Source organism: Roseivirga ehrenbergii (assembly GCF_001593005.1).
GTDB lineage: Bacteria > Bacteroidota > Bacteroidia > Cytophagales > Cyclobacteriaceae > Roseivirga > Roseivirga ehrenbergii.
The window spans coordinates 92920-107520 of sequence record NZ_LQZQ01000002.1; the positions used below are offsets into that span (position 1 = coordinate 92920).

Here is a 14601-nt window from a genome sequence, read left to right on the forward strand (position 1 = left end):
CTGGACGAAAACGAACAAAAAACTGGATGAAAACCTTAATTAACTGAAAATCAATTCAGATTTTTAACGGTTTCAACTCGAGAGGCAATAATTGCAGGACGATAGGATATTAAAATGGTAATCAGAAAAATGCTAACACCCACCATTATAAAATCGGTTACCTCTAATTTAACAGGGTAAGCATTCATAACAGCACTTTGCATTCCCATACTAACAAGACCAAACTTCTGTTGTAAAAGGCAAAGTGCCAAACCTGCGAGTAACCCTATAACTGACCCTACCAAGGAAATGATGCTGCCTTGTTTTAGGAAAATCTGTCGAATGAACTGAGCTGTGGCTCCAAAAGAGTAAAGCACAGAAATGTCTCTCTTTTTTTCTATGGCCAACATTGAAAGGGTAAAAAAGATATTGAAGGAAGCAATGGCCATTATAAATGAAAGCGTGATGTAGGCAAAAAGCTTTTCAATTTTTATGGCCTTGAGCAAACTAGAGTGAAGTTCATCACTATCCAATACTTCAAATCCATCACCGAGCCTACTCGAAACTTCTTCTTTAATTTTATTTATGCTTACTCCTTCATCGAGGTATAATTCTATAGAAGTCCGTTTGTTCTCATAATCCATTAAGTCTTGAGCAAAACTCAAAGGAACAAACACATAGCTTTCGTTATAAACAGGTTCAATATTGAAGATAGCGGCAGGCACTATGCTTTTTCGGGTAATTGAATTATTGGTAACAGGCATTCCTGGTCTGAGTTTTTTAGGATAGACAATTTGCATTCCATAGGAATTCACATCAATTCGCAGGCTCAAATTGTAGGCTACGCCTGTTCCTAAAATTGCATAGTTGATATCACCTTCCTTCAGTTTCATTTTCCCTCTAACCAAAAAAGTATCTAACCGATTTACAGAGGCATAATTGCTATCTACACCTTTGATTTTAGCCACAACTTGTTGGTCTTGAAAAAGAATTAGCGCGTTATCTTCAATTACTTCGGTAACTATGTTTACTCCTTCTATGGATTCTACTTTAGCGCGTAACTCAGGGGTCATCTCAAAGGATTTACCTACCGAGGCCTGAATGGTTAGAGGTGCATCAAAGGAATTATACACGGACCGAACAAAATCCTGAAGACCATTAAAAACGGAGAGCACAACTATAAGTGCGGCTGTGCCAATAGCCACTCCAATCACAGAAATCCACGAAAGTACCTGTATGAAGTTCTTCTTTTTCTTTGAAGCGAAATAACGCTTTGCTATGAAACTCGAGAGGTTCAAAATTTATTCTTCAGTATCGTTATTGTTAGCAGGAGGAATATTCAGTTTGTTGATAATTTGATCCATTTTCTCAGCCTCTTCCGCAGTACTGTCTACATGGAAAGCAATATGAGGAATGATTCTTACTTCTTTACCGATACGTTTTCCTAAGCTGCCTCTGATTTTACTTTTAGCAGCTTCTATTTCTTCCATAATTTTTTCAGAAGATTTAACAGGAAAAATACTTAGGTAAATTCTTGCCAAACCAAGGTCTGGGCTCATGCTTACATCTGAAACAGTAACCAATGAGCCAATGAATTTAGCTGAATGTTCCTTCTGAAATATTTCGCTTATCTCTTTTTGAATGAGTTTAGAAAACTTAAGCTGTCTTTTACTTTGGGTCATGCTGCAAATATCTTATTAATTTATCTATTTTCCTTCCTGTGCTTTTTTTGGCTTATTTTACCAACTCATAGTAACTACGACCAAATTGCTTCAATTCTTCAGAAAAAACGATCCGTATCTGCTATTGTTTATAGCTGCCTTCTTGATCATAACAAGAGTTGTTTTACTCATTATGGGCTTGGAAGAGTCGGCTATTCTGAATAGTTCTTACTTACTAGGTACTGCATTTAACGAAAATCCTGGTACAGTAATATCCAATTCCATTTCGGCTGGGCCTTTATATACTTTTTTCTATGGATTAATTACCTTTTTGTTCAACAGTTCGGTAGTAGCACCGGTGGTAATATCTACCATACTTGTTTTCATACAAGCAGTTATATTTAACACTACACTGCAACGGAATGCCGCTTTTGAAGATAATACTTATTTACCTGGCATACTTTACGCTATAATTTTAAGCTCATCTCAAGAGCTTCTATACTTGAGCCCAGCCTTAATGGCCAATACGTTTTTACTATTGGCTACCGATAAAATTCTTATCCACTTAAAGTTTAGAGGCTCTGAAGAGAATATTTTAACCACAGGGTTCTTATTGGGTTTAAGCGCATTGTGCTATACTCCCTATTCTATCTTCCTGATTTTTACGATCCTTATTTATGTAGTTTATTCGGGTACTTTGGTTAGAAGATATTTTCTTATGGCTTATGGCTTTATTTTCAGTTTTCTAGTCTTCTGGATTTATTATTTGTGCTTTCAACAAGGCGCTGCCTTTATTGGAGATTACTTTTCGGGCTTGTTCAGAATAAACGAATTAGATGGAACAGTACTGAATAATATCTTATTAATTTTTGGCTTACCCTTATTTTTAACTGTTTTATCTGGTGCTCAAAGTTTTCAAGGGGCAGGGCTCACCAACCATCAAATTCTGATACAGAGGATGATGCTATGGATGCTAATTTTTGCTTTGGTGACCTTAAGGTTAGATAATCAGTTGACCTTATTGTCAGCAGAAACGATTGCTATACCAATGACATTTTTTACGACTCAGTTTTTACTGACAAGGGGAAAACGCTGGGTTGCAGAGGTCGTATTCCTTCTTTTGGCCATTTCATCAATAACTTTTTTGTTTACCCTTTGAATTGAAAGGGTAACTAGCAATTGATTTTATCAACCCTTTTTTGGTGACGACCACCTTCGAAGTCGGTTTCGAGAAATACCTTCACCATTTCCTTCGCCAAATCTAAGTCAACAAACCTAGCAGGGATACAAATTACATTGGCATTGTTGTGTTGGCGAGCTAAGGCAGCCAATTCCGAATTCCAAGTTAAAGCAGCTCTGATTCCTTGGTGCTTGTTGGCAGTCATGCATACGCCATTACCACTTCCGCAAATGGCAATTCCCAAGTCTAGTTCGCCAGCTTCAACTTTAGAAGCCATTGGATGAATGTAGTCAGGGTAGTCTACCGAGTCTGTTGAGTTAGGTCCAAAGTCAGTAACCTTAAAGCCCAACCCCTCCAAGTAAGGTATAATTTCACTTTTGTATTCAAAACCTGCGTGGTCTCCACCAATTCCTATATTTTTCATGCGTTCTTTTTTTCGGTTGATTTTTCCACCCTTCTGGAAACTACTATACTTACCTCATATAGCCCTATAATTGGTATTGCAATAAGTATCTGACTCATTACATCGGGGGGAGTGATAATTGCTGAAATTACCAAAATTGCTACAAATGCGTGTTTTCTATATCGCTTCATCAGTGCTGGACTGGCTAAACCAGCCTTTGTAAGGAAATATGAAACAACTGGTAATTGAAACATAAAACCACATGCCAAAGACAATGTCACTAGCATATTCAAAATAGATTTTATATCTATCAAGTTTTGAATTGAATCTGATAGCGTGTAATTGGCTAGAAAATTAATAGATAGCGGGGTAATGATAAAATACCCAAATGCCACCCCAGTAAGAAATAAAAAGGATACAACCAATACAGCACCACGTGATGCATTTTTCTCTGAACTTCTAAGACCAGGCTTTACAAAACGCCAAATCTCCCAGAAAACGTAAGGGAAGGCTACAATTAGCCCTATAACGGCAGAAGAAGTGATACTCATTACAAACTGCCCGGTAATCTCTCTGTTTTGGAGCGAAATGGGAATTTCATCAAGGCACAAAGCAGGAGATCTAAGTATTTCTGCCAACTCACACAGCTTTTGGTAAGTCCAAAAGTCAGATTTAGTTGGTCCCAAAATAACAACGTCCCAAATGTATCCTTGAAATATATAGGCTGTGATCATTAAGACGGCTATAGCAATCACCGATCGCACCAAATGCCACCTTAATTCTTCAAGATGGTCTAAAAAGCCCATCTCTGATTTGTCGTCTAGCTGATCTAGTGCCAATTAATTAAGCCTGAAAAAGTGGAAAATCTCGCATCCATGAATTTACCTCAGAGCGAATTGCACTCAATTTCGAATCATTATCATGGTTCAAAAGCGCATGATCAATCATCTTAACAATTCGTTCCATATCCGACTCAACTAAACCTCGTGAGGTAATTGCTGCCGTACCAATTCTCATTCCCGATGTCACAAATGGTGATTTATCATCGAATGGAACCATGTTTTTATTTATCGTGATATCTGCCTTGCCAAGAGTAGCCTCTGCTATTTTTCCAGTAAGCCCCTTACTTCTAAGGTCAATCAACATCATGTGATTATCCGTACCACCAGAAATAATCTTATATCCAGAATCAACAAAGGCTTTTGCCATTACGTGGGCGTTTTTCTTCACTTGAAGAATATAATCCATGTATTGGTCGCTCAATGCTTCACCAAAAGAAACAGCCTTAGCAGCAATCACATGCTCCAATGGTCCACCTTGAGTTCCTGGAAAAACTCCTGAATCGAGTAATTGAGACATCATTCTAGGCTCTCCTTTAGGAGTTGTCAAACCCCAAGGGTTTTCAAAATCTTTACCCATCATAATCAGCCCACCTCTTGGCCCTCTAAGGGTTTTATGTGTGGTTGTCGTTACGATATGACAATGCTCTAATGGATCGTTTAAAATCCCTCTAGCTATTAAGCCTGAAGGGTGTGAAATATCCGCCAAAAGAAGGGCTCCAACTTTATCAGCGATTTCACGAAGACGTTTGTAGTTCCAATCTCTACTGTAAGCAGAAGCACCACAAATAATCATTTGAGGTCTTTCCTCTAGGGCAGTAGTTTCAACTTTATCCCAATCAATCAGCCCCGTTTCTTGCTCAACTCCGTAAAACGAAGGTTGGTAAAGTTTTCCTGAAAAATTTACAGGAGAACCGTGGGTAAGGTGACCTCCGTGTGATAGATCAAAACCCAGTATTTTGTCTCCAGCTTTTAAACATGCTAACATTACAGCAGCATTGGCTTGTGCACCTGAGTGTGGCTGCACATTCGCCCATTCTGCTCCAAATAATTCCTTGATTCTAGAAATCGCTAGCGACTCAACTTCATCTACAACTTCACATCCACCATAATATCTTTTACCAGGTAGCCCTTCAGCATATTTATTGGTAAGTACCGAACCCATGGCTTCCATGACTTGATCAGATACATAGTTTTCTGAGGCAATTAATTCAAGCCCTTCGGTTTGTCTGTGACGTTCTTTTTTAATAAGATCGAATATAAGTTGGTCTCTTTGCATGGCTATGGGTGTAGTTTTCGCCAAAAATAGGGTAACAAGTTCTAATTACCAACCAAGGTACTCTTGAGAGCGAATATAAAAAAAGAAAGAGGAAAGAATGTTATTTCTGAACACCAACAGCGCCTAGGATGGTGTCAATTACTTGAACATGCGTAAATGGTTTTCCAATATACCCGCTCATTCCGCAAGCTTCAATTTCAGCCTTTACATCATTGTAGCTATAAGTGGTATATGCCAAGATCGGAATTGGGTTGTTTTTAAACTCTTCTGTTTCTCTTATTAATTTGGTCGCAGTAAAGCCATCAATACCAGGCATGTGCAAATCCATTAAAACTAAATGAATGGGCTTTGACTTGAAAGCCACAAGAGATTCTTCGGCACTTAGGCATTTGAACGAGGTTCCTCCGAATTTGGCAAGGGTTTTGTCCGCAACAGTTAAATTTATAGGGTTGTCATCAACAACGATTATATTGATTCCGTCTAGTAATTTTCGATCTGATTGATTTACAATAAATGAGGGTTCGTTCACAAAACTGTCCTCCATTAAATGAATCTTATCGCCTATTAAATAGTATGATGTCCCTTTCAATTGCAATGTGTCTCTTTTAACTTTAATGATTTAAAACGGTAAATGTCACCCTTCAAAAGCTACTAATTTTAAATTTTCAGAAAAAATCACTTTACAATCAAAAAAAGTTATAGTCCTTAGGGTCAAAATGCAGAACCTACTGGTTAGGTTATTTACCTATTTCTATTCGAAAACGCAGGGTTTTCAAAAAAAATAAAAAAAAATCACTTTACAAGGGTGACATTTGGAGTTCTAAATCATTAATAAGAGAAGGCATGAGCGAAAGCAGTCTTATTGTGAGACTTAAACGCGGTGATCAACAAGCCCTTGAGCAGATATATTCTGACTACAGGCAAAGTTTTATCGCGTACATCACGAATACTCATAACTGTTCGGAAGAACAAGCTATTGACATTTATCAATACGCTATTTTATCGTTCTACGAAAACGTTGTAGATGGAAGTTTTGAGGAAATGAATGCTGCTGGTATTAAAACATATCTTTATTCCATTGGAAAAAATAAATTACTAGGTGATTTAAGGAAAAAGACCAAGATCACATTTAAAGGGAAATTTAAAGATGATGACCTAATTCTTGACGAGGACGACTTCGAAATTGAAAAAATTGAAAAGTACGACAAGGTTAGTGAAATCATCAGTTCAATGGGAGACCCCTGTAAACGAATTTTAGAGTTATTCTATTTCAATAAGCTGTCAGCTGATGAAATTGCTGAAATAATGGGGTATAGTAGTGGTAACACTGTTAGGAATTTGAAATACAAGTGTATTCAACGAATAAAGAAACTAATTGAGTAATTCCGATGAAGGAGAATTTAGATTTAATTGATGCTTATTTAAATGGCAATCTCGACACCAACGAGATGTTAGATTTTGACGATAGGTTAAAAAGTGATCCTGAATTTCAATTGGAATTTCAAGAAGTAAAACTTATTAAAAATATTACAAGAGAAGAAGTTAAGTCAAGAGTACTTCAATCTTTAAAAAACCAAGAAGCCTCAATTCAAACACTACAAATAACCAAAACCCACACTACTATGAAAAAATACATTTCAATTGCAGCTAGTCTGCTTTTGATTGTATCGCTAAGCTACTTTGGTCTCTTTAGCGGTACATCAGAAGTCAATGGTTCCAAAATCTTCGGTGAATACTATGAAGCCTATAACAATATCGCTTCAGGTATTGAGAGAGGTTCAGCTGTTGACCTCACGAATTTGAAGAACAGAGCTTATTATGCCTATGATTTAGGAAGCTATGAAGAAGCCGAAAGAGGCCTTTCACAATTAGTTGAAACCGAGAAAAATGCGGATAATTATTTTTACTTAGGCATAACTCAGATTGAAACAGGAAATATTGAGGCTGCTATTAATAATTTAAATATTGTTCTCAATAACTATTCTAGCTACACTGACCAAGCACAGTGGTATTTAGCTCTTACACTTTTGAAAAATGGATCAACAGACGAAGCTTTGTCTAATCTTGTTGACTTAAGCGTAAAAGGTGAGTCTTATAAGGAGCAAAGCCTTGAAATACTCAAAGAAAAGTTCGGATTTAAGAGTTTTAATGAAACAGAAACAGAACCTGTTGTAGTCGTTGAAGCTGTAAAGAGACCAGATCCAGAGCTTGGAAATAATTGGGACGCGCCAGATGGCTCATTTGTTGATAAACGCCAAGTTCAGTTTGGTGTTGTCATGAACTCAAACGGAGAAGCGTTTGACTTCTTCAACGATAAACCAATAGAAAACCTTAAAGAAGGTGATGTTATCCAGTGTATCGTTCTTACTAGAGGTAAGAAAGGTAAAAAAGGATATGCTTTCTTATTAGGATAAATTTAGAATTCCATATACACACATATACACACACTTTAAAGCGTCTCAATAATTTTGGGACGCTTTTTGCTTTTATAAACCCTACTTTTAGCCCCCAAATAAAACGAGCTAAACTCAAGCAGATATAAAAAAAGATCAGCTTCCTTCTCCCTTCATATGTCATTTTAATAGCTGATATGAAACTACCTAAGTTCTGCAAATCAGTATCACCACTTGCTCGAAACATTTAAAAATTCTATCCGATTTTGATGGTGAATCAAATAAGGAAGAAACCTAAATTGATTATTCTTATTCTAAATTTGGCACAACAATTTGAACAGTTAATCAAACAACAGGGTTTATTTTTCTCTCAGCAATGAAAACACGGACAGAGAGAAAAACATTATTATTCAATAAGTATGGAGAATTGGGACATCCGAAGGTTAAGTGAGCTTGCCAAAAAGGGCGAGGGCGTTCACCTCGAATTTAAGAAAAAGGCCAACTTTCCTGATAAAATAGCCAAAGAGTTAGTGGCATTTGCTAACACCCAAGGAGGAATACTTCTACTTGGCGTAGATGATGACGGTACTATATCGGGGACTCGCGATATTGAAGGAGAAGTTTATGTACTAGAGCAAGCCATTCAGAACCTTATTTGGCCCAAACTAGATTATGCAATACAAGTAATTAAACTAAATGAAAAAAAAGGAATAGCTGTTTTTGAAATTGAAAGAGGCAAAAAATTACCTTTACAGCTTAGAAAAGATTTCAATACCAAAACAGGGAAAGCTTACGTTAGGGCTGGTGAACAAAGCTTACAGGCGAGCAAAGAAATGCGTGAAATTTTGCGAAGGCGTGTGAAGGAAAAGGATACTCAGTTCGTATTTGGAGAGAAAGAAAGAAAATTAATGGAACTATTAGAGTCTAGCCCAAACATTACTCTCACAAACTACGCTCAAGCAGCTAAGCTGTCAAAATTTGTTGCTTCGCGGACCCTAATAAAATTAGTGCTCGCGAATGTATTAGACATTCAACCAGCTGAAGGGCAAGACTTGTACTTTAGAAAATAAGAACCTATAGAAGTGTGGAATAAAAGTTGATTAGGAGAGATCAATAAAAATTAAATTATTATGAGAGTTAAAAATTTAATAGCAATATTTATAACACTAGGCCTTTGTTTTTCAATAGAGACCTTTGCCCAAAACAAGGAAAAATACGACATAACAAAAGCTCAGAAAACCATTACGGAATTCAAGAAAGTAGATAACAGCCTAGTAACCTTCTTTCAGAACTCATTTGGTTACGCAGTGTTCCCATCAATTGGAAAAGGTGGTATTGGTATTGGTGGTGCAGCTGGAAAAGGTGTGGTTTTTAAACAAGGTGAAATGATTGGTGGATCCAATATGACTCAAATCACTGTCGGCTTCCAGTTTGGAGGACAAGAATACAGTGAAATCATTTTCTTCGAAGATGCCGATAGCTTCAACCGATTCATCAATAATAAGTACCAGTTTGCAGCCCAAGTTTCCGCAGTAGCATTAAAATCTGGCATATCGGCAGACGCAAGTTATACCGATGGTGTAGCGGTTTTTACCCAAGCCAAAGGCGGATTAATGTATGAAGCTTCTGTGGGTGGTCAAAAGTTTAAGTTCATTTCAGAAAATGAAATGAAGTAGTATCTGACTAAAAATTGTTGAAGCTATTGAAAGGTTTACTAGAGAACAGTAAGCCTTTTTTATTACCTTATTGCAAAGTAGAGTTTATAATATTTTTCAGTTACTTTGGTAGATTAACTCTACAATATTGATAAAGCAAATATTTTCTCAGCGAAATTTTAATTGGGCACTAAAAACAGGTATCATATCATTAGCCTTAGGCATAGTAATTCTTATTACCTCTTCAGAAAACATTACTCCTGAAAATTTTGGCGGATTTAGCTTTGAGCTCTTCTTTTTTATAGCGGTCCTTTTTGCACCAATTCTGGAGGAAGTAACTTTTAGAGGACAGCACTCTACAAATAACACAATCAAAATTGTTAGTCTTATTGCCATCATTCTGGTAACGATTAGTCAGTATTCCCAGTGGCTCAATTTCACCTTAGGCATAGCCTTGATTATGGTCATTCTTTTAGCCAGAACAGGCCGCTTAAGTCAACCAAAATACTTACCTACATATATTATTCTTAATTCAGTATTATTTGCTTTAGTACATTTAAGTGAGGGAGAGTTTGGACTGAATACTGACACTTTCTTAACCTTTATTCAATTAGGTTCAGGCCTAATCTGCAACTGGATTTGCTTAAACTTTAAACTACGAAATGCCATTTATTTTCATATGAGCTGGAATTTCGTGTTGTTGAGCACTTTGTTTATAGGCCTTCAATTTCCCACTAATGAGAAAACTGTTAAAGAAACTAAACATGGTATACTCAGTTATGAGCAAGTACCTTATTATGATGGAATACCAAGCAAAACTAATATAAACAGTGAGCAGATAACTCTTGAAGGTCAGGATATTGAAGGCCTATTAAAATATTTAGAAATAGCTGACAAACGAAAAAGTGCAGACAATTTTCTAATTAATGCACCATTTTTTAGATTTAACTTGAAATACACCTCTAAGTATGATACAATCTTTTACCAAGATTTCTTTGAGGCCTTACAAAGCGAAGAGTTAATAACCTTAGCCAAGAAACCTAAAAACAATCTAAAATAGCTGGAAGAAAACCATTCATCAGGCTAACTGACAATCACAGCAACTTCACAGATGAACTTCGGTTTTCTCTTCTATTTTTACTTTTTGATTTAACTCGTTCTACAAATGAAAAAGCTATCAAAGTTATTTTTTATCGCTTGCCTAATTTTAATATCTGGGCACTTAACTATTGCTCAGCAGCCGGATAACCAATCAGGCGTTACCGAATTATACGATTTTTCGGTAAACCTAAGAGCAGATTATGGAAGCCTTTCTCGCTTCTACTCTATTGAAAACTCCCCTGAAAGAAGGTTACGTTTCGAAAACTTTTTCAAGGATCAGCTCTCGAAGCTTGAGAAATTCAATTTCAATAAGCTGTCAACTGGTGGTCAAGTGGACTATCTACTTCAGAAGCGATTTATAGAAGAAAACTTGTTTGATTTATCGGTAGAAGAAAAAGAAGTAAACCAGCTAAAAAGGTGGATTAGTCCTGCTGAATTTCTCTATGATCTAGAGAAGAAACGAAGACGAGGATTTCATTTAGACAGTGAAAAAGTAGCCGCTGAACTTAATGAAGCCGTAAAAAAAATTAAGATAGCCACTGCCGAATTAAAAAAAGAGAACCCAACTTTTTCTAGAGAACTAACCCGAAGAGCAGAACGAACAATACGAGGCCAAAAACGCGCACTCAATAGTGTTTATGATTTTTACAAAGGTTACGACCCTCAATTCACTTGGTGGGTTACAAAACCATATGAGGTACTAGATAAAGCCCTAGATGATTACTCAAAAGTACTGAGTGCACAAGTGGACAAATCAACTTTACCTAAAGATGACGGTAGTGGAATTATAGGCAACCCTATTGGAAGAGAGGAATTGATTAGACAGTTAAAGTTTGAGATGATTCCTTATTCACCAGAAGAATTAGTAGACATCGCCAATAAAGAGTTTGCTTGGGCGGATGCCGAATTACTAAAGGCTTCACGAGAAATGGGTTTTGGTGATGACTGGAGAGCTGCACAAGAAAAAGTGAAAATGAGCTTTGTCCCCGAAGGAACACAACCCGAAGCCATGCTTGAGCTTTATGACCAGTCAGTAGACTTCCTGAAAAAGAACAACCTACTTACCATTCCTCCAATTGCAGAAGAAACATGGAGAATGTCTATGATTTCGCCTGCTAGACAACTGATTAGTCCTTTCTTTTTAGGAGGTGAAACGCTACAAATTGCTTATCCAACAGACGAAATGAACCATGAAGATAAACTCATGAGTTTTAGAGGAAATAACCCTCATTTTTCAAGGGCAGTAGTGCATCATGAATTAATTGCCGGTCACCATCTTCAAGGCTTTATGAATAACCGAAACAAGGAATATCGTTCCTATGGTACTCCTTTTTGGACGGAAGGCTGGGCATTGTATTGGGAGCTTATTCTTTGGGATATGGACTTCCCTAGGTCGCCTGAAGACCGTATTGGAATGCTTTTCTGGAGAATGCACCGTTCTGCAAGAATTATTTTCTCGCTAAACTATCACTTAGGTAAATGGACTCCACAGCAGTGTATTGACTTTTTGGTGGACAGAGTGGGACATGAACGCGCTAATGCTGAAGGTGAGGTTAGAAGATCTTTTGAGGGCAACTATGGCCCACTTTATCAATTGGCCTACATGACAGGAGGCTTGCAATTTTATGCATTAAAGAAGGAATTGGTAGACAGTGGTAAAATGACATATAAAGAATTCCACGATGCAGTTTTAAAAGAAAATAGTATGCCTGTTGAGATGGTACGTGCTATACTTACCAATCAGAAATTGAAAGAAGATTTTAAAAGTAACTGGATGTTCTATAATAAATAACCTTTACAAATTATCCTTAAGCCAATTTCTAAAGGAGTTTATGGCTTGATTATTAAACGTGTATTTAATTTTTACCTTTGCGCCTGACTTTAAAAACTAAACGATTATGAAAAACATACTTTCTATTGGTGTGGTAATTCTTTTGGCTACTGCCATTGGATGTAGCAATGACAACACTTCTACTGCACAAATGAAAACCCAACAAGACAGCCTTAGCTATGCTTATGGTGTTCAAATTGCAGAAATGCTCAAGCAACAAAACAAAACCTTAAACGCTGATATGGTTGCTGCTGCTGTAAAAGAGGCTTTGTCTGATACTGCTCAAATGACTTTAGACCAGTCGCAAGAGATTCTTATTGCCGACCAACAGAGAGCAATAGAAGGAGCTAAAGAAGAAGGTGACCTGTTTTTGGCTGAAAACGCTACTAAACCAGGCGTTCAAACCACAGCTAGCGGCTTGCAATACAAAGTTATTCAAGAAGGAACGGGCGCATCTCCAAAGGCGGAGGATACAGTAACCATTCACTATACAGGTAAACTTTTAGATGGTACAGTATTCGATAGCTCTGTTGGTGGAGAACCACTTACCTATCCTGTAGGCCAATTCATCCAAGGGTGGATCGAAGGTCTTCAACTGATGAAACTAGGTGGTAAAATGGAATTGTATATCCCATCTAACTTGGCATATGGCGAAAGAGGTATTAGTGGTGCAATCCCTCCAAATGCTGCTTTAATATTCGAAATTGAATTGCTAGAGATTAAGTAGTTCTTTAAAAACTAAGATTTTGAAAGCCTTCTCAATAATTGAGAGGGCTTTTTTGTTGTGTTAGGTTAGAAATCAATATTTCCATCTTCATTCATCCAATCAAAATTTAATTCTCTACATTTGTGCTACCGCAAGGGTTTCCTGAAAGCTTCGGTTTTCGGAATTAAAAGGGAATCGGGTGTAAATCCCGGACAGTCCCAGCTGCTGTAATCCTATAAAAAAGTGTATCGCACTTTGCCACTGTTTCCAAATTCGAAACGGGAAGGCGCAATACACTAGGAAAGTCAGAAGACCTGCCATTGCAAAGTTCAACTAAACCACCCTCTGAGGAAGGGCAATAGCATGAAGAAAACTGAAAAATATAATACGCATCGCTGGGCGGTATATACCCTGCTGTGTTTCTTACTGGTTGGCTTTTCAGCCTGCCAGTCCAACTCCAAAAATCAATCTGATTTTCCAGATTTCGATCCGAAAAAAGACTATTTCCCAGAAAAGGTCTCGATTGATCATTCCGTTGGTTTTGATGTAGAATACCACAGCAACTACAAAACACTCCACCTTTATAGGCATTACAATGATGTAGCAGATACCGTGAGTTTTCTGTTGGTTCAAGAAGGAACTCCTGCCCCTAAAGGCGTTGATTTACCTGTGATTAATATACCTATTCAGAAAGCAGTTTCATTATCTACTACACATTTAGGCATGTTCGAATTGCTCAATGCACTTGGTGAACTCAAGGGAATTGAAAGAAAGCAATATGTGAGCAGCCCAAAGGTAATCAGCATGGTAGATTCAGGTGAAATTATCGAGGTTGAACCCGCAGGAACATTAAATGTAGAAACCATTATTGATATGGAAGCTGATGTCGTTTTAGGTGTAGGCTATCCTAACTCCCAGAACGAATCTTTCCAGCAACTCGGGCGCTTAAATATTCCCGTAGTGTTGAATGCTGACTGGCAAGAGGTTGACTTATTAGGGCGTGCCGAATGGGTGAAACTACTGGCCGTTTTATTAAATAAGGAAAAGCTGGTAAACGAGAAATTCGGTGCCATTGAAGCCGAGTTTCAGAGCGTTTTAGACTTGATTGCTGAAAAAGTAACAGACGCACCACTGACTATTACTGGCATTGCCCAAGGTGATGCGTGGCAGGTTTCTGGCGGAAAAAGCTTTGCTTACAACGTACTGAAAGTAGCCAAAGCAGACTATCCATGGAAAGATGATAATTCTACTGGTAGTATTAAGTTAAGCTTTGAAACCGTATATGAAATAGGCCTGAATGCCGATTTCTGGATTGCTCCAGGTGGTGCTAGTACTTTACAGAACATTAGAGAAAGAGACCCGCGATATATGGATTTCAAATCCTATAAAAATGGCGGTATTTACAATGTCTTTGGTCGAAATACCGAAGGCGGTGGCAACGACTATTACGAAACTGGTGTAATAGAACCGCACATTGTTCTGAAGGACGTGGTGAAAATCTTCCACCCCGAACTTCTCCCCGATCACCAACTGGTGTACTACAATCAGCTGAAGTAAGCTATTAAACCCCTTCT

At 37.6% G+C, this 14601-nt stretch carries 15 protein-coding genes and 1 riboswitch; of the genes, 9 read left to right on the top strand and 6 right to left on the bottom strand.

Annotation, left to right across the window (positions count from 1 at the left end; all coding sequences use genetic code 11):
- Positions 1-50: 50 nt before the first annotated feature.
- Positions 51-1277 carry an ABC transporter permease gene (locus tag MB14_RS02390; RefSeq protein ID WP_084375934.1) on the bottom strand — a complete coding sequence of 409 codons (1227 nt, stop codon included), beginning with the start codon at positions 1275-1277 and terminating at the stop codon, positions 51-53.
- 3 nt (positions 1278-1280) lie between these two features.
- The gene (gene rbfA, locus MB14_RS02395) at positions 1281-1661 is read right to left on the bottom strand and encodes a 30S ribosome-binding factor RbfA (RefSeq protein ID WP_062588328.1); all 381 of its coding nucleotides are present in this window, start codon (positions 1659-1661) and stop codon (positions 1281-1283) included.
- Positions 1662-1803: 142 nt separating this feature from the next.
- Here rbfA and MB14_RS02400 point away from each other — a divergent pair, with 142 nt between their 5' ends.
- Entirely contained in the window at positions 1804-2799 is a 996-nt protein-coding gene (locus MB14_RS02400; protein WP_132644036.1) for a hypothetical protein, read from the top strand.
- A gap of 13 nt (positions 2800-2812) precedes the next feature.
- Here the strand turns inward: MB14_RS02400 and rpiB are convergent, their stop codons facing one another.
- The 4 genes from rpiB to MB14_RS02420 form a co-directional block, all read right to left on the bottom strand.
- Positions 2813-3244 (bottom strand): ribose 5-phosphate isomerase B, encoded by a 432-nt coding sequence (gene rpiB / locus MB14_RS02405; protein ID WP_062588332.1) that lies wholly within the window; start codon positions 3242-3244, stop codon positions 2813-2815.
- The gene (tatC, locus tag MB14_RS02410) at positions 3241-4062 is read right to left on the bottom strand and encodes a twin-arginine translocase subunit TatC (protein WP_062588334.1); all 822 of its coding nucleotides are present in this window, start codon (positions 4060-4062) and stop codon (positions 3241-3243) included. The genes rpiB and tatC overlap by 4 nt, the downstream gene beginning before the upstream one ends.
- A 4-nt stretch (positions 4063-4066) precedes the next feature.
- Positions 4067-5341 carry a serine hydroxymethyltransferase gene (glyA, locus tag MB14_RS02415; RefSeq protein ID WP_062588336.1) on the bottom strand — a complete coding sequence of 425 codons (1275 nt, stop codon included), beginning with the start codon at positions 5339-5341 and terminating at the stop codon, positions 4067-4069.
- A 100-nt stretch (positions 5342-5441) separates the two neighbouring features.
- On the bottom strand, positions 5442-5885 hold the full coding sequence (locus MB14_RS02420) for a response regulator (protein ID WP_062588338.1): 444 nt from the start codon (positions 5883-5885) through the stop codon (positions 5442-5444).
- Between the two features lie 299 nt (positions 5886-6184).
- Here MB14_RS02420 and MB14_RS02425 point away from each other — a divergent pair, with 299 nt between their 5' ends.
- From MB14_RS02425 to MB14_RS18690, 8 genes are all read left to right on the top strand, one after another.
- Positions 6185-6724 carry an RNA polymerase sigma factor gene (locus MB14_RS02425; protein ID WP_062588341.1) on the top strand — a complete coding sequence of 180 codons (540 nt, stop codon included), beginning with the start codon at positions 6185-6187 and terminating at the stop codon, positions 6722-6724.
- Between the two features lie 65 nt (positions 6725-6789).
- Positions 6790-7755: a tetratricopeptide repeat protein gene (locus MB14_RS02430; protein WP_132644038.1), complete on the top strand. Its 966-nt coding sequence runs from the start codon at positions 6790-6792 to the stop codon at positions 7753-7755.
- Between the two features lie 398 nt (positions 7756-8153).
- Positions 8154-8804, top strand: a complete 651-nt coding sequence (locus MB14_RS02435; protein WP_062588349.1) for an AlbA family DNA-binding domain-containing protein — start codon at positions 8154-8156, stop codon at positions 8802-8804.
- 60 nt (positions 8805-8864) lie between these two features.
- Entirely contained in the window at positions 8865-9410 is a 546-nt protein-coding gene (locus tag MB14_RS02440) for a lipid-binding SYLF domain-containing protein (RefSeq protein WP_062588351.1), read from the top strand.
- A gap of 127 nt (positions 9411-9537) precedes the next feature.
- Positions 9538-10449, top strand: coding sequence for a CPBP family glutamic-type intramembrane protease (locus MB14_RS02445; protein WP_062588353.1), 912 nt, complete (start codon positions 9538-9540; stop codon positions 10447-10449).
- 105 nt (positions 10450-10554) lie between these two features.
- On the top strand, positions 10555-12282 hold the full coding sequence (locus tag MB14_RS02450) for a DUF885 family protein (protein WP_062588356.1): 1728 nt from the start codon (positions 10555-10557) through the stop codon (positions 12280-12282).
- A gap of 106 nt (positions 12283-12388) precedes the next feature.
- Positions 12389-13048, top strand: a complete 660-nt coding sequence (gene bamJ / locus MB14_RS02455) for a BamJ family beta-barrel-assembly machinery protein (RefSeq protein ID WP_062588358.1) — start codon at positions 12389-12391, stop codon at positions 13046-13048.
- A gap of 117 nt (positions 13049-13165) precedes the next feature.
- Positions 13166-13363, top strand: a riboswitch (cobalamin riboswitch).
- A 27-nt stretch (positions 13364-13390) separates the two neighbouring features.
- Complete coding sequence (locus MB14_RS18690) at positions 13391-14584, top strand: ABC transporter substrate-binding protein (RefSeq protein ID WP_084375954.1); 1194 nt, start codon at positions 13391-13393, stop codon at positions 14582-14584.
- The last annotated feature ends 17 nt before the right edge of the window (positions 14585-14601 follow it).